The organism is Pseudoalteromonas sp. QJM3NY_22, from assembly GCF_056173065.1.
Window position 1 is genome coordinate 112034 of record NZ_CM149655.1, and the last position, 21972, is coordinate 134005.

The following is a 21972-nucleotide window of genomic DNA, read 5'->3' on the forward strand; positions in this document are numbered from 1 at the left end:
AAGTGATGTTTTAACAAGTGGGTAGTAAATATAAAAACAGACACCTAAGTGTCTGTTTTTATATTTAAACGAAATGCGTATTTAACGAATTTCGTCTGGTATATTTTGCTGCGCCCAAGACAATAGCTCAATGCGATTACGACATTTAGTTTTTCTAAATGCACTGTATAGATGAGTTTTTACAGTGTGCGGACTAATACTTAATTCTTCAGCAATTTCTTTATTTTTAGAACCATTACTCATTAACGAGATAATTGCTTTTTCTCGTTTAGTTAATTTAACTGGTTCTATATCACCTTCGGTTAGCTTATGAAGTGCATCTTTATTAAACTGCAGCATACGGTTTAATGCGTTACACATTATGTCACGGCGATACCAAAGCTGATCTTCCATTAATAAACGAATACCTTTCATTAATACATCGGCGTTATCAGTCGTATAAAACACACCACGAATACCGCTTAATAATGCACGGTTAGCTAGTTCTGGATTTTCGTCTAGGTTAAATAATATGATATCGCATTTAACGCGTAGGTTTACTAATTGTTCTTTTAGCTTTCCCCATGCATCTTTACTTGATGTTTCAATAAACAGTAATCGAGTCCCTTCAGGTATATCTATAATGTTTGTACCTGTGGTTACGTCAAGGCCTTGCGTTTTTAACAAAGGTTCTAAAACGTTAATGCCAATAGTATTAATTGGCTCTTGATCTAATAACAAAAAGGCAGAACTGCTCATATTTTTATACTCTTTTATAAAGCTGACTGATTAAGTTTATCACGACTTCCACACCTTTTGTATTAGAAAGTCGCTATTTTACTTGAAAATAAGTACGATTTTACGATTATTTAAACATAAAATGTTGCAAATAAGTAATTGTTTTTCGTTTGTTAAACATGAGAAAGATTAACATTTAGCACTTAACGTATATTAAAAGAGTACAATAAAAGTCATCATTTAAATAAAACTCTTTTTAACATCTTGATACGGAGGCCAGCCCATCTCTTTCCCTGCAAGCATATGCAAGTGTATATGGTATACAGTTTGCCCACCATGCTCGTTACAGTTCATTACTACTCGATAGCCGTTGTCTGCAAAATTATGTTGTTTAGCTAACTTTGCTGCTACGGTATATAAATTGCCAATTAAGTATGAATTTTCATCATTTATATCATTGATAGTGGCAATTGCTTTTTTTGGGATAATCAATACATGGAATGGGGCTTGAGGATTTATATCTTTAAATGCAAGGGTATCATCATCTTCATAAATAATGTCTGCTGGAATTTCACGATTAATTATTTTTGTAAAAATTGTATTTTGACTCATGGTATGTCCCTAATTAAATATTATGAAATTTAGGCTCACTAATGACAAAATTTCATAGCAGTGTCAAACTGAAAATAACTAAAGGAGTAAATATGCGTAAATCAGTATTAATGGGCAGTGCGGCAGTGCTGTTATTTAGTGTATCGAGTATGGCAGAAAATATTCACTTCCCTGAAGAGTTTGTGCCATTACAAGTGGGAGAGCGTGTTATAGAAAGCTCTCTATTTAGTCGGGTTGATGATTTAGAGCTTGCGCCGGGTACTTATCAGCTAAAATTAAAATATACCGACTTATATGAACAAGGCTTTGACGATCATGAAGTGATTGAGTCAGAACCGTTTTGGGTAGATGTTACCGTTGAAGCTGGGAAAAATTACACTTTGGTGTTTAATCGGGCAGATAACGCCGTGTCGGCGAAACTATTTGCAGAAGTACCAGAAGTGAGTTTACAAGCCAAAGGCAGTTCATTGCCTGAACCCTTAACTGTTATTTCCAATAATCAAATGGAAAAAGTAAAGCCGATGAAACCAATGGTAAGTTCGGCTGTTGTTTCTCAAAAATCAAATAAGCCACTAGGGCCTGTTAATAGTCAGGGGATGCCAAGCGCAGCGAATATGCTTGATTTTTGGTGGCAACAAGCCACAACTGTAGAGCGTAAAGCTTTTTTAGAAAAAATAACAAAATAACAAAATAACAAAATAACAGAAAAAAAAGGGCCAAATTTGGCCCTTTTTAGTGTCTAGTTAACGCTATTTATTCAAATAATGCGTCAATAGTGCCTTGCGCAAGAGGGTGATACCCAGGGCGTGCTTTTAAGTACACGCTTTGTGCCCAGTCTTTTTTACCGTTAGTGATAAGTGATTTATATAACGGCACAATTAACTTACGACGGCCAATACCTGATAAGTGCTTATTAAGCGCAGGATAAATTGGTTGATAACCATTACCTACTGCTAGCATAAACCAAGCAAACGCACGTTCAGCGTTAGTTGATTGCGTTAGGTTAAATTCACTATCAAGCTCGCTCATTTTCTCTATGCTTAAATCGCGTGGTAAGTTATTTAAAAAGTGTAGCCACTCATGCACAGACCAATCAGCCGTTGGTAGTTGAGCTACTGTTGTGTCGCCTTTTAGCCATGCTGCTGTTGCAGTATCTACTTTATCAAATGCATCAGAAGTAGGGTTTGGCGCATCACTTGGTAAGCCAGGCTCAAAAATCCATTCGTTTACTTTATCCATACTTACAACACCAGGGTACTTCTCAATTAAGTTAGCTTTTAAGTAAGTAACAAATTGCGCGGTAGTAAGTGATTTAAACGAAAACTCTTTAAAGTACGCTTTTACAAACGGGTCAAACTTATCGCGACCATATTTGTTTTCTAGATAAATTAAAAATAACTGACCTTTAGTGTAAGGCACTGAGCTAAACGCATCGTCTGGGTCGCGGCCATTAAGCTTTAAATTAAGGCGTGTATCTGGTGCATCAATTGTTTTAATTTGTGCGCGTAAAGACGCTGAATCAAGTGCTTGTTCCATAACCGCACGGTCACGACCAAATACTTCTTCCATAATGCGGTTTTCAACGTACGAGGTAAAACCTTCGTTTAACCATAAATCTTCCCACGTTGCGTTAGTTACTAAGTTACCTGACCAAGAATGAGCAAGCTCGTGAGCAATAAGGTTAACTAAGCTTTTATCACCAGCAACAACAGTTGGAGTAATAAATGATAAGCGTGGGTTTTCCATTCCACCAAACGGAAAACTTGGCGGTAGCATTAATAAGTCGTAGCGACCCCATGCATATTCGCCGTACATCGCGTTTGTTTTATCGATCATGGCTTGGGTGTCGTCAAATTCAGCAACTGAGGCATCTAAAATTGTCGGCTCAGCAAATATACCAGTTTGATGCGACATTGCTTTAAATTCTAAGTTACCTGCGCCAATAGCAATTAGGTAAGGTGAAATTGCTTGTGGCATATCAAAAATGTAGTCGCCATCTTTATAAAGCGCATCTTTGTTGTCGGCACTCATTACAGCACGTATATCTTTTGGTGTATGAATTCGTGCAGAGTAAGTTACACGCATTGCGGGTGTATCTTGCACTGGGATCCAACTACGTGCATGAATTGCTTGCGATTGGCTGTACATAAATGGATGCGTTTTACTTGCCGTTTGCTCTGATGTTAACCATTGCAGGCCTGAAGCTTCTGGACGACTGTTGTAGTAAATACGAACTACCTCAGCTTGGTTTTTAAACACAATAGTAAGCTTTGAGCCTTTAACGTCATCTCGCTTAGCTAAATCAAAAGTCGCTTTTTTCCAGTTACCGCTTTGATCTTTGTACATTACTTTATCAATGTCTAAGTCGCGGGTATCAAGTACGAGAGTTCTACTTTTGCTGTTGTTCCACTGAAGAGTATGCTCTACAAAACCTTCTAACTGCTTGTCGGCAAAGTCAACATCTAAATCAAGGTTTAAGTGAGTAGTAACAACATCATCAAGGTTAGCATACGAGTTTTGGTCAATCGCATTAGCCATTGCTTGCGAACACATACCCGCCATAGCGAGGCTTAAAAAAAGAGGTTTAATTTTCATCATTACTCTGAACACAAATAAAAAGTGCAGGTTTTATATCACGATTGACACGGCGGGTTGAGTGATTTTTACAATCTAGTGCCACATTTGCGACGATGAGGTAAACTATTGCGATTAGTTACCGGTATTTTTAGAGAGCTTTGTGGCGCATTCATTACACTCCTTACATACATTCGCATTAAACAGCCAATGCCAAAATTTTGTTGAAATTACTCAGCTTGAACAACTTAAAACGCAAAGTTTTAGCGCGCCGTTTTGTTTGCTAGGCGAGGGCAGTAATACCGTATTTTTAAATGACTACATGGGTACGGTTATAAAGATAGCCTTAAAAGGAATTAAAATTACCGATCGTGAGAGCGACACACTAATAAGTATTGCCGCAGGCGAAAACTGGCATCAACTAGTTAGCTATTTATTAGAGAAAAATATACCAGGGCTTGAAAATCTAGCACTTATACCAGGGACTGTTGGCGCATCGCCGGTACAAAATATTGGTGCTTATGGCGTTGAAATAGCTAAGTTTGTTGAGTTGGTAGAGTACTTTGATATAACCACTAACACTATGCATTCATTAAATAACGAGCAATGTGAATTTGCTTACAGAGACTCAATATTTAAACATGCCCTTAAAAATAAAGCGGTGATCACGCAAGTACATTTAGCGCTCCCAAAAAAATGGCAACCAGTATTGAGTTATGGCCCTTTGCAGCAACTTAAGGTTGTTACGCCGCAGGCTGTGTTCGATCAAGTAATACAAACTCGCAATAGCAAATTACCTAACCCATATACACTTGCCAATGCGGGTAGCTTTTTTAAAAACCCTATAATAACCAACCAGCAGTTAGCTGAGCTATTAAAGCAATTTGCTGATTTACCTCATTACGAATATGGGCAAAGTCATCACAAGGTCGCGGCAGGTTGGTTAATCGATCAAAGTGGTTTAAAAGGGCACCGCGAGGCAGGTATTGAAGTGCATCAACAACAAGCACTAGTACTTGTTAATCACGGAAATAGTAAAGGCAGCGACCTAATAAAAATAATTAAACACATTCAGCAAGTGGTTTATACGCGTTACAACATTATGTTAGAGCATGAAGTACGTTTAATGGATGCACGCCGCGAATGCCATATTAACGCGGAGCCTAAGCAATGAAAGCACCTGATGGAAACAAACTCGCTATTTTAAATGCTTTAAAGCAAGGTGTTTTTGTATCTGGCCAAGTGCTGGGTGAACAGCTTGGCATTAGCCGAGCTGCGGTAAGTAAACATATTAAAACGTTACAAGAAATGGGCTTGGATATTTTTAAAGTGACTGGCAAAGGCTATTGTTTGAATGGTCAGGTGGGCCTTTTAAATAAAACGCAAATTGATCAGCGCTACAAAGCGCTAGGTGCAAATACTGCCGATGTAGAAGTACACCCTATTATTGATTCGACCAACAGCGAGCTTATGCGCCGTATACAGGCCAAAACAACGCTTGAGTCTGGCACTGTTATTGTTGCTGAAATGCAGCAAGCAGGACGTGGTAGACGCGGCCGTGTTTGGCAATCCCCATTCGGCGCTAATTTGTATTACAGTTACTTTTGGCGTTTAGATGAAGGCTTACAAGCTGCAATGGGCGTATCAATTGCAGTAGGTCTTGCTGTTTATGATGCTATTAAAGCGTTATACCAAGTTGACGTAGAACTTAAGTGGCCTAACGATATTTATATAAATAAGCAAAAACTTGCAGGTGTATTAGTTGAATTAGATGGACAACCGCAAGGACCTTGTCAGTTAGTGATTGGTATCGGTATTAATTTACAAATGCCAGAAAGTTTTAGTAAAAATATAGATCAAGCATGGACCGACCTAAGTCAACATACTCAACAACTTGATAAAAATTCACTGGTGGCATCACTTACTTATTATTTAGAGCAGCGTTTGTCGCTTTATCGTCAAACGGGCTTGCAAGGAATGTATGAGCAATGGAATTCGCTCAATGCGTTTGCTGGTGAATATGTTGAACTAAACACAGGGCACAGAAGCTGGCGTGGAATATGTGAAGGAATTGACGCACAAGGTGGAATACGAATTCGCCAAGACGGGGAAGTAAAAAGTTATTACGGTGGGGAAGTCTCCCTTAGAAAGGCGCAATTATGAGATTATTGATCGACGTAGGAAATACATCATTAAAAGCTGTGTTGTGGCATAACGAGCAAGCACAACCGGCAGATATAAATAACTTGCCTTGGTTACAAATAACCGAAGTGATTTATGCATGTGTAGGGCGCAGTGATTTACTAAACGATATTCTCGCGCAAGCGGCTAGCAATAATATTATTTGTTTTGAAGCCAAGGTAACCAAAACGCTTGGAAATCTTGTATGCGCTTACGAGCATGTAGCTAACTTAGGCATAGACAGGTGGCTTGCGCTTATTGCAGGCTTTACGTTATATCCAAACACAGCATGCATTGTTGTTGATGCAGGTACTGCGACAACAATTGATGTGCTCAATAGTGAAGGGTTACATTTAGGAGGCTGGATTTTACCCGGGCTTGATTTAATGACCTCATCACTTACACAAAATACTCAACGTGTTTTTGATGATGGTAAAACTCCATTCACCAATGAACTGGGTAAAAATACGCCTAATGGTTTAAAAAACGGTGCTTTAGTCGCAACCATTGGAGCAATTGAGCAAGCTAAGTTGCACTTAACGGATAAAAAAACAGAGCAAAAAGTACAAATAATTTTTGCTGGTGGCTATGGCTTGCTTTTACAACAGCAATTTGCAGGAAGTATTTTTGATTCATTGCTAGTAATGAGGGGGTTACATTATTGGCGCGAACTAAGTAAAACAACATAAAAAAGTGCAAAAAACGTGTTTTCGCGTGAATATTGAGCATTTAAACTAAAAATTTACACTTTTTTTAATTTTATAGTTGCATCCCAATAAACCTTACTCTAATATCTCGCCCCGTACTAAAGCAGTGCCGACTTAGCTCAGCTGGTAGAGCAACTGACTTGTAATCAGTAGGTCAACCGTTCGACTCGGTTAGTCGGCACCACTTTCCTTTTACCGGAAGTGAATTAGTAGAGAATTATCGTGGAGGGGTTCCCGAGCGGCCAAAGGGATCAGACTGTAAATCTGACGGCTCAGCCTTCGCTGGTTCGAATCCAGCTCCCTCCACCACTTTATTCTTGACGGTTAGAGGTAGTTTAAGAACAGATTTTTATGCGGGCATCGTATAATGGCTATTACCTCAGCCTTCCAAGCTGATGATGCGGGTTCGATTCCCGCTGCCCGCTCCAGTTCTTGTGTTGCTGATATAGCTCAGTTGGTAGAGCGCACCCTTGGTAAGGGTGAGGTCGGCAGTTCGACTCTGCCTATCAGCACCAGTCCTAAGAATCTCCTTGATTACTTCCTTTATCTGTCAGAAAATACTATTTGAAAAAATTAACTTAATCTACCTCTGGTGGATTATTTTCATATGTAATTTAGATACACAAAACTGATAGGTTCCGTCATGGCAAAAGAAAAGTTTGAACGCGTAAAACCGCACGTAAACGTTGGTACAATCGGCCACGTTGACCACGGTAAAACTACACTAACTGCAGCAATCACTAACGTACTTGCAAAAGTATACGGCGGTGTTGCTAAAGATTTCGCATCAATCGACAACGCTCCTGAAGAGCGCGAACGTGGTATCACTATTTCAACGTCTCACGTTGAATACGATACTCCTTCACGTCACTACGCACACGTAGATTGTCCTGGTCACGCCGATTATGTTAAAAACATGATCACTGGTGCTGCTCAAATGGACGGCGCGATCTTAGTAGTTGCTGCGACAGATGGCCCTATGCCACAAACACGTGAGCACATCCTTCTTTCTCGTCAAGTTGGCGTTCCTTACATCATCGTGTTCATGAACAAATGTGACATGGTTGATGACGAAGAGCTACTTGAACTAGTAGAAATGGAAGTTCGTGAACTTCTTTCAGAATACGATTTCCCAGGTGATGACTTACCTCTAATCGCTGGTTCTGCGCTTAAAGCGTTAGAAGGCGAGAAAGAGTGGGAAGATAAGATTGTTGAGCTTGCAAACGCACTTGATTCTTACATCCCAGAGCCAGAGCGTGACATCGATAAGCCTTTCATCATGCCTATCGAAGACGTTTTCTCAATCCAAGGCCGTGGTACTGTTGTAACTGGTCGTGTTGAAGCTGGTATCATCAACGTAAATGACGAAGTTGAAATCGTTGGTATCAAAGAGACTACTAAGTCTACTTGTACTGGTGTTGAAATGTTCCGTAAGCTTCTTGACGAAGGTCGTGCTGGTGAGAACATTGGTGCACTTCTACGTGGTACTAAGCGTGAAGACGTTGAACGTGGTCAAGTACTAGCTAAGCCTGGTTCAATCAACCCACATACTACATTCACTTCAGAAGTATACGTACTTTCTAAAGATGAAGGTGGTCGTCATACTCCATTCTTCAAAGGTTACCGTCCACAGTTCTACTTCCGTACAACTGACGTAACTGGTGACGTACAGTTACCAGAAGGCGTAGAAATGGTAATGCCTGGTGATAACATCAAGATGACAGTAACTCTAATCGCACCAATCGCGATGGATGAAGGTCTTCGTTTTGCTATCCGTGAAGGTGGCCGTACTGTAGGTGCTGGTGTTGTAGCAACTATCGTAGCGTAATAATTAGCCTAGCTAATTAATACTAAAAAAACCCGAGCTTAGTCTCGGGTTTTTTAATGTCTGAAGAAAAGTGATTAGTTTTCAGCTATCAGCTATCAGTAGCTCGGAATTAAATTTAGAGGGCTACGTTTGTGTTTAAGTTTAAGTAATTTAAATATAATTAAAGTATAAAAAGCACGACTTCAAGCCGTGCTATTCATTAAACTCTTTGACAACTGACAACTGACAACTGACAACTGACAACTGACAACTGACAACTGACAACTGACACGCTAGTGTTTCTTAGCGTACTTTTCAGCTTGTTTTAAAACTCTTAATAAATTACCGCTAAGAATCTTTTTAATATCTTTGTCGCTGTAATCTCTGTCCATTAAACCTTGAACAAGGTTAGGGTAGCTAGATACATCTTTTAAGCCAATTGGCAGTGAATCGCCAACTCCATCATAATCAGAGCCAATACCTACATAATCAATACCAATTAGCTCAACCACATGATCAATATGGTCAAGCACTTGCTCAAGGCTTGCAAATGGATACGGGTTTTTAGCACGGTATGCAGCATCAAAATCTTTGCTTAATTTAGTGCCGTCTTTTTTAACTGACTCTTTTGTGCTTTTTAACTGCTTGCCCCAACTGCCTGCTTTAGCGGTAACAAAGCTTGAACCAAAGTTAATTTGAATAACGCCGCCATTTTCTTTAAGTGCCAATAGCATATCGTCATTCATATTACGCTCAAAGCCAGGCGTGTATTTACGAAGTGATGAATGTGAGGCAATTACGGGTGTTTTAGATAGATCCATAACCTGATAAAACGCATCATCAGAAATATGCGATACATCGATTAGCATACCAATATTATTCATTTCAGTGACAAGCTTTTTACCAAATGGGCTTAAGCCTTTCCATTTACGGCGTATATCGTAAGATGAATCCGAAATATGGTTGCTTTGCGAGTGCGCTAGCGTGATGTAGCGAATACCACGGTCGTAAAAGTGCTGAAGGTTTTTCATGTCCCCTTCGATTGGAGAGCCGTTTTCCATACCCATCGCTATAGAAAGCTTGCCTTGTTTAAATTGCTCTTCTATATCAGTGCTTGAGCTAGCAATAGCAAACTTATCGGGTGCGCGCTGGGCTATGGCTTCCATACTATCAATCATTTGATTGGCTAGCTGGTAGCTTTTTCCTTTACCTTCAAATTCCAAATGCGCAGGAATATAAATTGACATAAACGGTGCGTTTAAACCGCCTTTTACAGCGCGAGGGTAGTCAAAATCGCCATCAGTTGTTGCTTTAGTTACATCAACCCAATTTTCGTGAATTCGATAAGGTACGTCGATATGGGTATCAATTAAAATGGTGTCTTTAGCGAGTTTAATTGCCTTGTCAGATGCTGTTATTGTTTGTTCTGCTTGGGCTTGGCTAGTTAAAGCTAGTGATATGGCTACCACTAGAGTGCTGAGTTTTATCATGTTTTGGCTCTTTGGGTAAAAAGCCATTGTGTACGTTCAATTCAAAAGTTACAAGTACTACACCTTAATCAAACGCCTCTGCTTGATGCTCTTCACTTTGCAGCGCTTTAAATTCGCCCTTAGAAATAATAGTAACTGACTCATGTAATTCAGAGAAAAACACCATTGCTTCGCCATTTTTAAGCTGTAGCTTAACTTGGTTAACTTTAGATTCGATGCTTGCTTCTACTTCGCCATAATCGGTGCCTTCGCGCAGTACATAGCTTTCTATTAGGTTGTATAGTGTATCTTTATCGAGTTGTTCAAAAGGGATAATCATAATTGCTCTTTGTTTGCGTTGCCTAAAACATGTTGCCCAAAATAGCATGGCACGGCTTTTTCTAACCAAAATATAGGCTTAAACGGATTTTTACCGCTAATAAAACCAACGTGTCCGCCTTTGTCAGAGATGCGCAGCGTAACATGCTCGCTTACGTCTTGCTTACTTGGTACAGCCTTAATTGAGAGCATTGGGTCGTCTTTGGCATGAATAATAAGTGTAGGTATAGCGATATCTTTTAAGTACGGCATTGCACTGGCTTTGCGATAGTAATCGTGTGCGTTTTCAAAACCATGCAGGGGGGCTGTTAATTGATTATCAAACTCTAATAAATCGTCAATTTTCATTAACTGTTTTGGCGTTAATGAAATTTGCTGCTTAATTTGTGGCAGCTTTCGCTGCATTGATTTTTTCATGCGATCGAGCAGATATTTTTGGTAAATTTTACCTAAGCTTTTACGAATAACATCGCTTGATGACGACAAATCATAAGGCGCAGATACCACCGCTGCAGCACTTAGTGGGCATGCTTGTGATTGTTCACCTAAGTATTTGGCCAGTACGTTACCGCCTAACGAAAAACCTACAGCGACCATAGTGCGCCCAGGAAACTGCAGCTTTAAGTGATTTATAAAAAAGGCTAAATCGGCGGTGTCACCGCTGTGATAAGCGCGAGGTAGGCGATTGACTTCAGTTGAGCAATTTCTAAAGTGCATAAGCACCACTGCATAACCTTGCTTTTTTAACGCCTTCATCATGCCTTTGGCATAAAAGCTATTTATATTGCCTTCAAGGCCATGTAAAACAACGGCAAGTGGAGCGGTTTCGTTATGTGGAAATGACCATGCGAGCTCAATAAAGTCACCATCAGGTGTATCAAGTTGCTCAAGTTCGTAGCGAGTGTGGTGAAATGGGCGGAAAAAACGCGGCATTATGGTTTGAACGTGACGATTGGTCATCCACCATGCTGGTTTGAACTGAGAGATCATGTTTGTACTACGCACTTTGTATTAAACGAAAAGCTAGTGTATCAAATTTTTAGCGGTTAAAAATAAAAAGCGCCTAATCAGTGATAAATTAGGCGCTTTGTGCGTCGTGCTTAATTTTGTTCAGGAACTTCTGCATCATGTATCTTTTTAAGAAAGAAAAAAGCAAAAAAGATACAAAGAGAAACAACAATGGCTAAAAATCCAAAAGACAAAAATAAAACTGGATCTGTAAAAAAGTCTCTAAAGAATACGTTCATGAGTTGTTCCCCTCGTTGTTGATGGGTTAATCATAAGCGCTGTTTGTATGGTGTAACGTGATCGAGATCAAGTTATTTTATTAAGCGGATGTGGGAGCGAAGTAAAGTTGATTTAGATCATGCTTTGAGCTGGCGTGAATAAAAGTGACGTGGTCAACTAAATTCAGTCACCCTAGTTAAGAAACCATATCTAATGTTTCGGTTCGTTCTTCAAAGTCATTTGGGCTTTGATAATTTAAGTACGAATGTAAGCGACGACTGTTGTACCACATGCAGATGTAATTCATTACATCCTGTTGAGCTTCATAACGCGTTGGGTAATTTTTCCAATGTACGCGCTCTTGCTTCAAACTACCGAAGAAGCTTTCTGCAACAGCGTTAGCCCAGCAACAACCTTTCTTACTCATGCTACCAATGAAGTCGTTTGACTTGGGCAATCTACGATATTGGTGGCTTGCATATTGAACCCCTTGATCTGAATGGATAATTAATCCTGCTTTGGGTTGGCGTTGCCACATCGCCATAGTCAGTGCGTCACAGACAAGCTGCGCTTTCATTCGTGAGCCCATGCTCCAACCAACGACTTTACGCGAATATAAATCAATCACTACCGCCAGATATAACCAACCTTCTGCAGTCCAAACATAAGTGATATCTTGTACTCAAGCTTGATCAGCGGCTTCAACGTTGAAGTTTTGCTCAAGTACACTGGGATAAATAGGCTTGTTATGGTCACTATTCGTTGTTACTTTGTATTTCTTTTTATAACGCACCCAGACATTTGCCTCTTTCATTAACTGTGCTGTTTTGTGACGGCTCACCGGAAAACCGAGTGCATTTAAGACTTTCTGAATACGCCTTTCACCGTAAGTATTATCACTGAAGTGCGCTATGTCCTTGACCCAATCAATCATTTCTTGATGTGTTGGATCCTCTGATTTAGTTGAATATCGCTTTTGATAACTATAGTAATTGTTACTTTTTACACCCAGTATTCGGCACATTACCGCCACAGGCCAGGTCTTCTTGTATTGGGTTATGAACGAGTATTTCACTTCGTTTCTTTGGCAAAGAAGACCGTGGTGAATTCAATAGGTCAATGCAACACCTTATAATTGATTATTAATTAGGTTGTTATGACTGACTTATCAAAACGTGGTTTAAGTGATATTGAAAAGCTGAAAGCATGATTCTTATGGCGTGAAGGTAAAACGCTTAGCGAAATAGGCTTGACGCTTGATAGGCATGCTGGTTCTATATTCGGTGTACTTAAATTAAAAGGTGGAATATCGCCAGTGCAACGAAAACGTTGATTATCGTTTCTTTCTTTAGAAGAGCGAGAAGATATATCAAGAGGTTTAGCTTCAGGCTTATCTATCAGGGCAATAGCTCGTAATGTAGAAAAGGCAGCGTCAACAGTAAGCCGTGAAATCAAACGCAATGGTGGTATTGCCAAATACCGTGCAGTTACGGCTGATAAAAATGCGCTAGAGCGAGCATTAAGGCCAAAGCAATGTAAATTGCAAAAAGGTAATCCACTTAGCGATTTGGTTGAATCTAAGCTACTAGATGACTGGTCACCAGAGCAAATTTCTGGCTGGTTAAAAATAAAACACCCAGCATCATCTGAAATGCATATCTCACATGTGTAGTGGTCAACTAATTTTGGCCACAGTTTTAGAATCTTGATATCTAACCTCAGATTCATTTGGTGCTAAACCGGCATTATAATGATGCGGCCTAACATTGTTGTAATATCCATTTATGTAATCACTTACGCTATATTTAGCGTCTATAAAGTTTCCATATCCACTCTTTGGCATCCATTCCGTCTTAAAGCTTCTAAAAAATCGCTCCATTGGCGCATTATCCCAACAATTTCCACGTCTACTCATACTTTGTGTGATTTTATAGCGCCATAAACGTTGGCGATATTTTAAACTTGTATAATGGCTACCTTGGTCTGAATGGAACATGAGTCCTGTCGGTTTCCCTCTGCTTTCATATGCGAGTTCAAGCGCTTTTAGCGTTAAATTAGTATCTGGTGACAACGACATTGCCCAGCCAACCACTTTGCGTGCAAATAAATCAATAACCACGGCTAAATAAGCCCAGCGATTGCCTGTCCAAATATACGTCACATCACCGCACCACACGGTATCCGGCTCAACAACATCAAACTGTCTATCAAGCAGGTTTGGGATTTCAAGGTGTTCATTACCACCACGTTTATATGAATGTTGAGGTACTTGGCAGCTTTCGAGCTTTAATTTAACCATTAGCTTAGCTGCACGATAACGGCTCAATTCAAAATCATTGTTCGTTGCTATCGCTGCGATTGTCCGTGCCCCTGCTGAACCACCACTCATCGCATGTATTGCTTTTACTTCAGCCTCTAACCTTGCTTGCTAAGGTGTCGGCGTTGTGTCCCGTATGGCCCAATACTTATAGCTGCTGCGATGCACATTGAATACGCGACACAGCAGACTAATTGGATAACGCTCTCGTTGATTTAACTTCTCGATTAAAGAGAATTGTTCAGGGAGTCGGACATCAAGAGAGCGGTAGCCTTTTTTAATATATCCTTTTCTAATTCAATGCGTTGGATTTGCTTTTTAAGTTCGCGGATTTCAATTTGTTCGGGCGTCATTGGTGAAGCTGTGGGTGTCTGACCATTGCGTTCTAGCTTTAATTGAGTAACCCATTTACTTACGGTTGATTTACCCACCCCCATCGCTTTTGCTGCGTCTTCTTGCGTATAACCTTGGTCTACTACAAGCTGAGCCGTTTCTAATTTAATTGCCGCTGAATATGTTGCGCGTTTTAATTTCGTCATTTTTTCACCCAAATTTGTATGCTTATTAGCATAACATTTCTTTCTTAATGGGTGGCCAAAATCACTGTACCACTACACATGAGACTATTTATAAAACGTTATTTATCCCATCACGCTATATTTTCGAAAAAGCAGTCCTTAGCCATCTTCGCTCAAAACGTAAGTTGAGGCATGGTAAACGCTCAACAAATAAGGGAATTTATAAAGGTATTATTGATGCTAAAACAATTCATGAAAGGCCTCATGAAATTGAAACACGAGAAACTCTAGGTCACTGGGAGGGCGATTTAATATCAGGAAGTAGCAACTCACATATAGCAACATTGGTTGATCGAAAAACACGGTATACAGCTTTGGTACAAGTTAATGGTAAGGATACTAAAAATGTAGTAAATGCACTTATTCTGAAATTTAATGGTTTACCAAAGGCACTTAAAAACACACTAACGTGGGATCGGGGAATGGAATCAGCAGACCATAAAAGATTTACTAAAAATACGAATACAGATGTTTACTTTTGTGACCCGAGTAGTCCGTGGCAAAGGGGAACAAATGAAAATACAAATCGCCTATTAAGGCAGTACTTCCCCAAAAAGACAAGCCTACATGGCTTTGACCAACGTTATTTAGATAAAATCGCTAATAAACTAAATAATCGACCAAGAAGAATATTAAACTATTTAACTCCTAATGATATGATTAAAAACCATGTTGCACTGACCACTTGATATCACCGTCGCTTTTTTTAATATTTCACGCTCCATTTCTAGGCGTTTCACTTGCGCTTTTAGCTCTCTGATCTCTTCTTGCTCAGGGGTCAAATTACCATTCCCTCTAAAAGCCTGCCCATCATCATTTTCAGCTTCTTTTATCCACCGACCAAGCATGTTGGGATTTACCCCTAAATTTCTAGAGGCTTCTGCTTGAGAGTAGTTTTGCTCAACAACTAATGCGATGGCATCAAGTTTAAATTCTTTGGAATACTTTTTATGTTTTGTCATTATCGATCTCCAGTTAAGTTGATTATCTCTTAACTGGGGTAGTCGAATCCATTAAACCACGTCAAAGCCTAGTCTATTTTGGATTAAGTGCTGTGCGTTTCACGGAGTGAGAACTGGTATGAAAATTTAATTTTCAAACTGGATATTTACTTTAGCTTATGTGTCGCCATTGTTACTTTACCCAACTTCTCGCAGTGTTATATGCATTGTATAGTATGCATATATACAATTTGCTTGTTATTAGTAGCAGAAATTATTAACTTGAAGGGATATTTATATCTGATAATGACGTTTATTATCTATATTAAAGTAAGAGTTAAAGGATATTAACTCTTACTTTCTAACATCAATATTCTATTTAATACAGATGAATATCATTAAAACCTATATGTACAAGTATATCTACTTCCATTGGTTGGAGTACAAGTTACTTGACCACCGCCTATTGACGGTGTAGTGCTTGAAAAAATGACTCCGGCACGACCTGCTGCCCTAAAAAAGCTTCTGAAGCTGGTTTCTGTGCCTTCAGTAAAGCGATAGGTTTGAGGGGTTTTTATATCTAAGCTAGGTTTAATAATATTACCGTCGGCATCGGCTCCGCGCTCAAAATCCCACTGTATTCTTTTATCATTAGCGTATGCTAATGAAAAAACGGCAATGCTATTATCAGAAAAAGTTACTTCCATCAAAATTTTGTCTATGTTTAGTTTGTTTGATAGTTTTCCAGCCATTGAAACGTAGGTGTTAAAATCATCAGTTGCGGATGTATTTTCGGAATAATGATTAGCAACATCATTCTGAACAGCACTAAAACCTACTAAATCCCAGGCACTTTTAGCTATTTTTTCTGGAACAACATTAGCTTCTAGAGTTGAAATGCTCTCTTTTAATTGAATGCTTGCACTTGAGAATGCATAAAATGAATTTTGAGTCTTTTGTTCAACGCCATAACTATCTGCTGTTACACTATAATAAGGAACACGTCTATCACGCATTCTTCCGCCACGGCCATCTGGTTCATTATCATATGAAATGACACGGTATCCCGACTGCTTTTTGGTTACTTTAAATCTGTTAATAATAGTTTTGTCTAAATTCATAACGTGAACGTCAAGAGTTTGGTTAAGCTTTGCTTCTGATTTAGCTGCAATTTGAAATTGTTCAAAAGATTGACAATAACTACATTCTTTGAATATAGGTTCTTCGGTTTCTGCTATAGCTGCAGTAGAGGATACTGAAAAAAAAACTAATAGTGGAGCAATGAGAAAGTTATTCATATTTAATTTTCCTGAAAATAGAAGATATTATTGTACCTTTATTGGGGTGGGTAATCAATATCTATTTGACTAAGGAAAATAGATATTGATTACTGAATTTACAGTGGCATGCTTATTGTTTTAAACAAAACAGCGCATGCTAGTGCTGTTATTTATCATAAAATAGGCGATAACGACTAATCGATGTCAAGCACAGGCTACCGAAAAAATTCTTTTTAACTTGATTTCCACTTAGCTCTCTCGGTTATAGATTGTTGGCGACTTATAGCTACTCATAAATATAGCGCACTATTTATTAGCAGGTGTTGGGAATGCAGTTAATTCAAGTTTGTTTACCGCTTCAATCAACATATGCTGCTGTTGTTTTTCAAGCTTGAGTTCTGCATTAAGCAGTTCTTCGCGTATTATGGCGTAGTCATTTATCGTATTCTGATTAATTTTTAAATAGCTACGTGCAGCGCGCAGGGGTTGTAATACGTGAGTATCAAACTCACTCACTACTTGTGTTAACTCGTTTAGCTGTTGGGTATTAATACTTAACTTTAATGAATCTAAATAAAGTAGTAATAAGCATAAATTAACGTTTTTTCCTTGCTGGTTTTGTAGTGCCAGCAAGGTTGTTTGTTGCTCAGGCTTTGCGTACAAGGTGCACGCAAACTGCCAAAAATGGTCGCTATTGAGCAAGTTCATCGGCGAATGCCTGTTCTTTTTCTTCCATTTCTTCAAGTGCCATAAGTAACTCTTCTTCAACGTCGTTAAGTTTAGGCGTAAGGGTTGCTTGCTTAGCTAATAACTCTTTAAGCTTGGCTTTGTTATCGTCGTTGTAGAGTTCGTTATCGCCGAGTGCTTCTTCAACTTCAGCTAGTTCTGCGGTGAATTTATCGAGTTGCTTTTCAAGCTTTTCAATTTGCTTTTTAAGTGGCTGAGTGGCCTTTCTAAACTCAGCCTCTAAGCGTTTTTGCTCTTTGCGGTTAACACCTGGATTTGCTTTAGGCTCGTCGCTTTGCTGCGCTTTAACCGCTTCTTTATTGGCATTGAGTAACCACTGGTAATACGCATCTAAGTCGTAACCAAACTGGGTTACTTTGCCGTCATCTACTAAGTAAAATTCATCGGCGGTATTTTTAAGCATATGGCGGTCGTGAGATACGGTAACCATGGCGCCTTCAAAGCCTTGCAGTGCCATAACAAGTGCATGGCGCATTTCTAAATCAAGGTGGTTTGTAGGCTCATCGAGTAGTAATAAGTTTGGCTTTTGGTATACCAACATGGCAAGTACTAAACGTGCTTTTTCGCCGCCCGAAAATGGGGCTACAGGCTCAAGTGCTTTATCGCCAATAAAGGCAAAACCACCTAAAAAGTCACGTAGTGATTGCTCAGTGGCTTTTGGGTCTAGTCGTTGTATGTGCGTTATTGCACTGGCTTTTAAATCAAGAGATTCAAGCTGATGCTGCGCAAAGTAACCAATATTTAACCCGTGATGCTGAATAACTTCGCCAGCTTGCGGCTCTAAATCACCAGAAAGCAGTTTAATTAATGTTGATTTACCTGCGCCATTTCGGCCAAGTAAAGCAATTCGGCTGCCTGGTACAAGGTTTAGCTCTATATTATTTAAAATAGTGACGTCACCATAACCCGCTTTGGCTTTATCTATTGTCATTAGTGGGTTTGGTAATGCTTTTGGATCTGCAAACTCAAAGTTAAATGGCGAGTCGGCATGTGCCGGCGCTAGTTTTTCCATGCGTTCAAGTGCTTTTACACGGCTTTGTGCTTGTTTAGCTTTACTGGCTTTTGCTTTAAAGCGCGTTATAAACTGCTCAAGGTGCGCAATTTGATCTTGTTGCTTATCAAACATTGCTTGTTGTTGTTGTAAACGCTCTGCTTTTTGGCGTTCAAACTGCGAGTAGTTACCTTTGTAAACGTTGATAAGTTGCTTATCTACATGCCAAATTTGATCAACCACTGCATCTAAAAACTCACGGTCATGCGATATAAGTACAAGGGTGCCGGTGTAAGCGCGTAAAAAGCGTTCAAGCCAATAAACGGCATCTAAATCAAGGTGGTTTGTTGGCTCATCAAGAAGTAGTAAATCGGCGTCGCGTATCAATGCTTGGGCAAGGTTTAAACGCATACGCCAACCACCCGAAAACGAGCTTACAGGGTTTTCTATTAGGTTATTAGCAAAGCCTAAGCCGTGTAATAGCTCACCTGCGGTTGATTCAATGCTGTAACCTTTAATGTTTTCAAGCTGAATATGTACTTTGGCTTGTGTGTCGCCATCGTTGTTTTTCTCGGCCTCACGCAGTGCTATACGCATTGCGTAGTATTCTGGGTGGCCTTGAAGTACATAATCAATCGCGCTTATGTCAAGTGCAGGTGTCTCTTGCTTAACAGAGGCAATAGACCAATCTTTTGGAATACTACAGTTACCGGCATCTAGTTGTAGTTCTGATTTTAGTAAACCAAATAACGTTGATTTTCCACAGCCGTTAGCGCCAACAAGGCCTACTTTGTGCTCTGGGAATAACGTAGCTGATGCGTTTTTTAATAAGGCTTTTCCGCCACGAAGTAGTTCTATTTCTGAGATTTGGATCATGAATGCGTTACTTTGCTGTGCCCTTGTTAAGTTGGCGTTATCATACCATAGAACTTAATGCGCTTATCAAGCGTATCAACAAGTGAAGTTATACGATAAAATGACAGCAGTTCAAACCACAGGAAAAATGTTGTGAGACAAAAGAAGCGATTTATTGCTGGTGCATCGTGCCCTGACTGCAAAGCCATGGATACTATGATGCTATACAGAGAACATGATGTTGAAAAAGTAGAGTGTGTTGAGTGTGGCCATAAAATGGCGCAACCCGATAACGCTGTTCAGGCGTCTACTCGCCAATTTGAACAAGTAATTGGGGTGTTTAAACCGGGCGACTAACCCGGTTTTTTATTGCCTAATTTTTACCGGCTTTAGTAGTGCGGTGGAGGCGGCTCAGGTACTTCAGACATCATAGACGATGATGACTGCGACTCTTTAATTTTTTCTGCTAGTAGCTCAGTTTGGCGTTTCATTTTTGCTAACAGCTGTTGGTGCACTTTTATTTCATCATTTAAGACTTCAATTGTTTCGTCTTGAAAAGCCACTTTGGCTTCAAGTTCCATTAAGCGATGTTCAATTGTGTTCATTATTCTCTCGTATAATAAATCGCTCTGCGATACCGCTGGAGCTTTCGGTTAACAACGACTTACCGTTATCTGTAAATGTCACATCTAGCACCACCGCCGATTTAGGCTTACTGCCTTCGCGCGGGGCAACCTGCCAAGTTTGAATTTTTTCACCGCTTGGTATTTGCCACAAATCTACGCGCTTATTTGGCGAGCCGGTTGCAAGCAAAGTGCCTTGTTCGTTAAAACGCACAGCAGTAAAAATTTTCTGACGCGCAATATACTTCAGTTTACTCACAAGATCACCTGTAGTCAGCTTCCATACATTTGCTTGTGCCATACTATCGGCCGTAAACGCATAGCGACCTTGTGGATCGAGCGTTACGTGGGTAACACGCGTTGGGTGATTAAAACGATGAATTACTTGCCCTGTACGTGTATCCCAAAAGTAAGCAACATAATCGTTAGAGCCGCTTAAAGCAAAGCGTCCGTTGGGCGATAAATCAACGGTGTTAACTTTATCTTGGTGGCCTAAAAATTCGATACGTCTGCCGGTTTCAAGGTTTATGAATACAACTACGCCGTCGCTACGGCCGTATAAAACACTACGGCCTTGATTGCTAATGGCAATATCGCGAATACTGGTTTTTTGTATTTTGTAATAACCTTTATTTTTGCCTGTGGTTATATCCCACACCGCAAACGTGGTTTTTTCGGCGGTAACGGCCACGCTGTTATCAAAAGCAATGGCTACTGCATACACTAGGCTATCTTGTGATTGTTGCTGAAACCACTGGTATTTTAGCACTTGCTGTTGATTATCCCACAGGGCGACCCCATGGTTAATGGAGGAGATCAAGCTGTATTTACCATCGTTCGATAGCGTTGATGAAAATGCACCTTGCGCAGCATGTTCGTAGCTTGCTACAGCCTGTTGTTTTTTATCGGTACAAGCTGTAGCTAAAAAACAGCTTAATACGATTAAATAAGTACGAAATATCGACATGTTACAGGTATTTCCTCTTAACTCTTAGTGACTGAGAGGTTAGACTAGGACGCGTTGAATGCCTAGGTTGTTTGTCTAATCACTGGATATGTTTTTAGTTTAGCTAACAATGTGAAATTTAGTCATTAAACAAGCAGCCTATCATGTAGGCCGTTAATCTTTAACTAGTAATAATACAATAAATGACAACTGCAAAGTGTGTCGGAGATTTAAAATGAAAAAGACGATTAAATTGTCATTGATTGCAGCGTCAGTTTTAGCGCTTACAGCTTGTAATCAAGAAGCAAAAAAAGAGCAAGCAGAAGTTAAGCTAGACACTGTTGAACAGCAACAAGCATACGGTATTGGTGCATCTGTAGGTAACTTTTTAAATAAAGATCTAGCAGACAAAACTGAAATTGGTATTGAACTAGACCAAGCACTTTTAATTCGTGGTTTTGAAGATGCACTTGCTGGTAATGCAAAAATTGACGAAGAAAAAATTCGTGAAGTGTTAACTGCATTAGATACATCAGTACGTACTAAGCAAGAAGAAACAGCAAAAGTTGAGTCTGAAAAAAGCAAAGAAGCGGGTGTTAAATACTTAGCTGATAACGCTAAAAAAGAAGGCGTTACAGTAACGGAGTCTGGCCTGCAGTACGAAGTGCTTAGTGAAGGTGATGGCGAAAAGCCAGTAGCAACTGATGTAGTTAAAGTACACTACAAAGGGACTTTATTAGACGGTACTGAGTTTGATAGCTCATATGCACGCAACGAACCTACAACTTTTCCTCTTAACCGTGTAATTGCGGGTTGGACTGAAGGTTTACAGCTTATGTCAGTGGGTTCTAAGTACAAGTTTACTATTCCTTCAGAACTTGCTTACGGCGACCGCGATTTAGGTAAAATTCCTGCTAACTCAACACTTATTTTTGATGTTGAATTACTTGAAATTCAAAACGATGAAGACGCAGCTCCTGCAAAATAATCATCATATAAACTAAAAGTTATTTAGCTTATAAATGTAAAAAGGGACCTTAGGTCCCTTTTTTAATACGTGT

Annotated in this window: 20 protein-coding genes, 4 tRNA genes and 4 pseudogenes; 13 read left to right on the top strand and 15 right to left on the bottom strand. The window is 39.6% G+C overall.

All coding sequences use genetic code 11. The features are described 5' to 3' along the window. Positions 1-81 precede the first annotated feature (81 nt). Together AC0VZ4_RS00555 and AC0VZ4_RS00560 are read right to left on the bottom strand one after the other, a co-directional pair. Complete coding sequence (locus tag AC0VZ4_RS00555; protein WP_475440621.1) at positions 82-738, bottom strand: helix-turn-helix transcriptional regulator; 657 nt, start codon at positions 736-738, stop codon at positions 82-84. Positions 739-957: 219 nt separating this feature from the next. Next, positions 958-1329: a histidine triad nucleotide-binding protein gene (locus tag AC0VZ4_RS00560; protein ID WP_007378045.1), complete on the bottom strand. Its 372-nt coding sequence runs from the start codon at positions 1327-1329 to the stop codon at positions 958-960. A 92-nt stretch (positions 1330-1421) separates the two neighbouring features. Between AC0VZ4_RS00560 and AC0VZ4_RS00565 the strand changes: the two genes are divergently transcribed. Next, positions 1422-2015, top strand: coding sequence for a DUF2057 domain-containing protein (locus AC0VZ4_RS00565; RefSeq protein ID WP_149605374.1), 594 nt, complete (start codon positions 1422-1424; stop codon positions 2013-2015). Between the two features lie 67 nt (positions 2016-2082). On the opposite strand, the gene AC0VZ4_RS00570 is transcribed toward AC0VZ4_RS00565, so the two are convergent. Further along, positions 2083-3924 carry a M1 family metallopeptidase gene (locus AC0VZ4_RS00570; RefSeq protein ID WP_475441592.1) on the bottom strand — a complete coding sequence of 614 codons (1842 nt, stop codon included), beginning with the start codon at positions 3922-3924 and terminating at the stop codon, positions 2083-2085. Positions 3925-4066: 142 nt separating this feature from the next. On the opposite strand from AC0VZ4_RS00570, the gene murB reads away from it, so the two are divergent. The 8 genes from murB (at position 4067) to tuf (ending at position 8619) form a co-directional block, all read left to right on the top strand. Next, entirely contained in the window at positions 4067-5077 is a 1011-nt protein-coding gene (gene murB, locus AC0VZ4_RS00575; RefSeq protein WP_475440622.1) for a UDP-N-acetylmuramate dehydrogenase, read from the top strand. Continuing rightward, a complete protein-coding gene (gene birA / locus AC0VZ4_RS00580) occupies positions 5074-6066 on the top strand; it encodes a bifunctional biotin--[acetyl-CoA-carboxylase] ligase/biotin operon repressor BirA (protein WP_475440623.1) in 993 nt (330 codons plus the stop codon). Before murB ends, birA begins: the two co-directional genes overlap by 4 nt. Then, positions 6063-6773, top strand: a complete 711-nt coding sequence (locus AC0VZ4_RS00585; RefSeq protein WP_033038557.1) for a type III pantothenate kinase — start codon at positions 6063-6065, stop codon at positions 6771-6773. Before birA ends, AC0VZ4_RS00585 begins: the two co-directional genes overlap by 4 nt. A gap of 126 nt (positions 6774-6899) precedes the next feature. Next, positions 6900-6975: transfer RNA gene (locus AC0VZ4_RS00590), tRNA-Thr, on the top strand. A gap of 40 nt (positions 6976-7015) precedes the next feature. After that, a tRNA-Tyr gene (locus AC0VZ4_RS00595) sits at positions 7016-7100 on the top strand. A 44-nt stretch (positions 7101-7144) separates the two neighbouring features. After that, positions 7145-7219 (top strand) — tRNA-Gly (locus AC0VZ4_RS00600). Positions 7220-7230: 11 nt separating this feature from the next. After that, a tRNA-Thr gene (locus AC0VZ4_RS00605) sits at positions 7231-7306 on the top strand. A 128-nt stretch (positions 7307-7434) separates the two neighbouring features. Continuing rightward, on the top strand, positions 7435-8619 hold the full coding sequence (gene tuf / locus AC0VZ4_RS00610; RefSeq protein ID WP_149605746.1) for an elongation factor Tu: 1185 nt from the start codon (positions 7435-7437) through the stop codon (positions 8617-8619). Between the two features lie 272 nt (positions 8620-8891). On the opposite strand, the gene AC0VZ4_RS00615 is transcribed toward tuf, so the two are convergent. The 5 genes and pseudogenes from AC0VZ4_RS00615 to AC0VZ4_RS00635 form a co-directional block, all read right to left on the bottom strand. After that, on the bottom strand, positions 8892-10088 hold the full coding sequence (locus tag AC0VZ4_RS00615; protein WP_475440624.1) for a dipeptidase: 1197 nt from the start codon (positions 10086-10088) through the stop codon (positions 8892-8894). Positions 10089-10152: 64 nt separating this feature from the next. Next, positions 10153-10407: a YheU family protein gene (locus AC0VZ4_RS00620; protein ID WP_007582257.1), complete on the bottom strand. Its 255-nt coding sequence runs from the start codon at positions 10405-10407 to the stop codon at positions 10153-10155. After that, on the bottom strand, positions 10404-11396 hold the full coding sequence (locus AC0VZ4_RS00625) for a hydrolase (protein WP_475440625.1): 993 nt from the start codon (positions 11394-11396) through the stop codon (positions 10404-10406). Before AC0VZ4_RS00625 ends, AC0VZ4_RS00620 begins: the two co-directional genes overlap by 4 nt. A gap of 110 nt (positions 11397-11506) precedes the next feature. Next, complete coding sequence (locus tag AC0VZ4_RS00630; RefSeq protein WP_167368310.1) at positions 11507-11653, bottom strand: hypothetical protein; 147 nt, start codon at positions 11651-11653, stop codon at positions 11507-11509. Positions 11654-11829: 176 nt separating this feature from the next. Beyond that, positions 11830-12735: pseudogene (locus AC0VZ4_RS00635) on the bottom strand (IS3 family transposase); the annotation flags it as partial. A gap of 54 nt (positions 12736-12789) precedes the next feature. Here AC0VZ4_RS00635 and AC0VZ4_RS00640 point away from each other — a divergent pair. After that, positions 12790-13299, top strand: a pseudogene (locus AC0VZ4_RS00640) (transposase); the annotation flags it as partial. Positions 13300-13308: 9 nt separating this feature from the next. Here AC0VZ4_RS00640 and AC0VZ4_RS00645 read toward each other — a convergent pair. Continuing rightward, positions 13309-14489: pseudogene (locus AC0VZ4_RS00645) on the bottom strand (IS3 family transposase). A 47-nt stretch (positions 14490-14536) separates the two neighbouring features. Between AC0VZ4_RS00645 and AC0VZ4_RS00650 the strand changes: the two are divergent. Continuing rightward, positions 14537-15217 carry an IS30 family transposase gene (locus AC0VZ4_RS00650; RefSeq protein ID WP_306724683.1) on the top strand — a complete coding sequence of 227 codons (681 nt, stop codon included), beginning with the start codon at positions 14537-14539 and terminating at the stop codon, positions 15215-15217. Positions 15218-15226: 9 nt separating this feature from the next. Here the strand turns inward: AC0VZ4_RS00650 and AC0VZ4_RS00655 are convergent. The 4 genes and pseudogenes from AC0VZ4_RS00655 to AC0VZ4_RS00670 form a co-directional block, all read right to left on the bottom strand. Then, positions 15227-15490: pseudogene (locus tag AC0VZ4_RS00655) on the bottom strand (transposase); the annotation flags it as partial. A 377-nt stretch (positions 15491-15867) separates the two neighbouring features. Then, complete coding sequence (locus AC0VZ4_RS00660) at positions 15868-16767, bottom strand: hypothetical protein (protein ID WP_475440626.1); 900 nt, start codon at positions 16765-16767, stop codon at positions 15868-15870. 288 nt (positions 16768-17055) lie between these two features. Then, positions 17056-17457, bottom strand: coding sequence for a TIGR02444 family protein (locus AC0VZ4_RS00665; RefSeq protein ID WP_475440627.1), 402 nt, complete (start codon positions 17455-17457; stop codon positions 17056-17058). Continuing rightward, on the bottom strand, positions 17441-19363 hold the full coding sequence (locus tag AC0VZ4_RS00670) for an ATP-binding cassette domain-containing protein (RefSeq protein ID WP_475440628.1): 1923 nt from the start codon (positions 19361-19363) through the stop codon (positions 17441-17443). Before AC0VZ4_RS00670 ends, AC0VZ4_RS00665 begins: the two co-directional genes overlap by 17 nt. 132 nt (positions 19364-19495) lie before the next feature. Between AC0VZ4_RS00670 and AC0VZ4_RS00675 the strand changes: the two genes are divergently transcribed. Next, complete coding sequence (locus tag AC0VZ4_RS00675) at positions 19496-19699, top strand: YheV family putative zinc ribbon protein (protein WP_007378899.1); 204 nt, start codon at positions 19496-19498, stop codon at positions 19697-19699. 32 nt (positions 19700-19731) lie between these two features. Here AC0VZ4_RS00675 and AC0VZ4_RS00680 read toward each other — a convergent pair whose 3' ends face one another. Continuing rightward, a complete protein-coding gene (locus AC0VZ4_RS00680; protein WP_004335946.1) occupies positions 19732-19947 on the bottom strand; it encodes a SlyX family protein in 216 nt (71 codons plus the stop codon). Then, positions 19934-20932 carry a WD40 repeat domain-containing protein gene (locus tag AC0VZ4_RS00685; RefSeq protein WP_475440629.1) on the bottom strand — a complete coding sequence of 333 codons (999 nt, stop codon included), beginning with the start codon at positions 20930-20932 and terminating at the stop codon, positions 19934-19936. Before AC0VZ4_RS00685 ends, AC0VZ4_RS00680 begins: the two co-directional genes overlap by 14 nt. 214 nt (positions 20933-21146) lie before the next feature. On the opposite strand from AC0VZ4_RS00685, the gene fkpA reads away from it, so the two are divergent. Further along, positions 21147-21899 carry an FKBP-type peptidyl-prolyl cis-trans isomerase gene (fkpA, locus tag AC0VZ4_RS00690; protein ID WP_007378902.1) on the top strand — a complete coding sequence of 251 codons (753 nt, stop codon included), beginning with the start codon at positions 21147-21149 and terminating at the stop codon, positions 21897-21899. Positions 21900-21972: the final 73 nt, after the last annotated feature.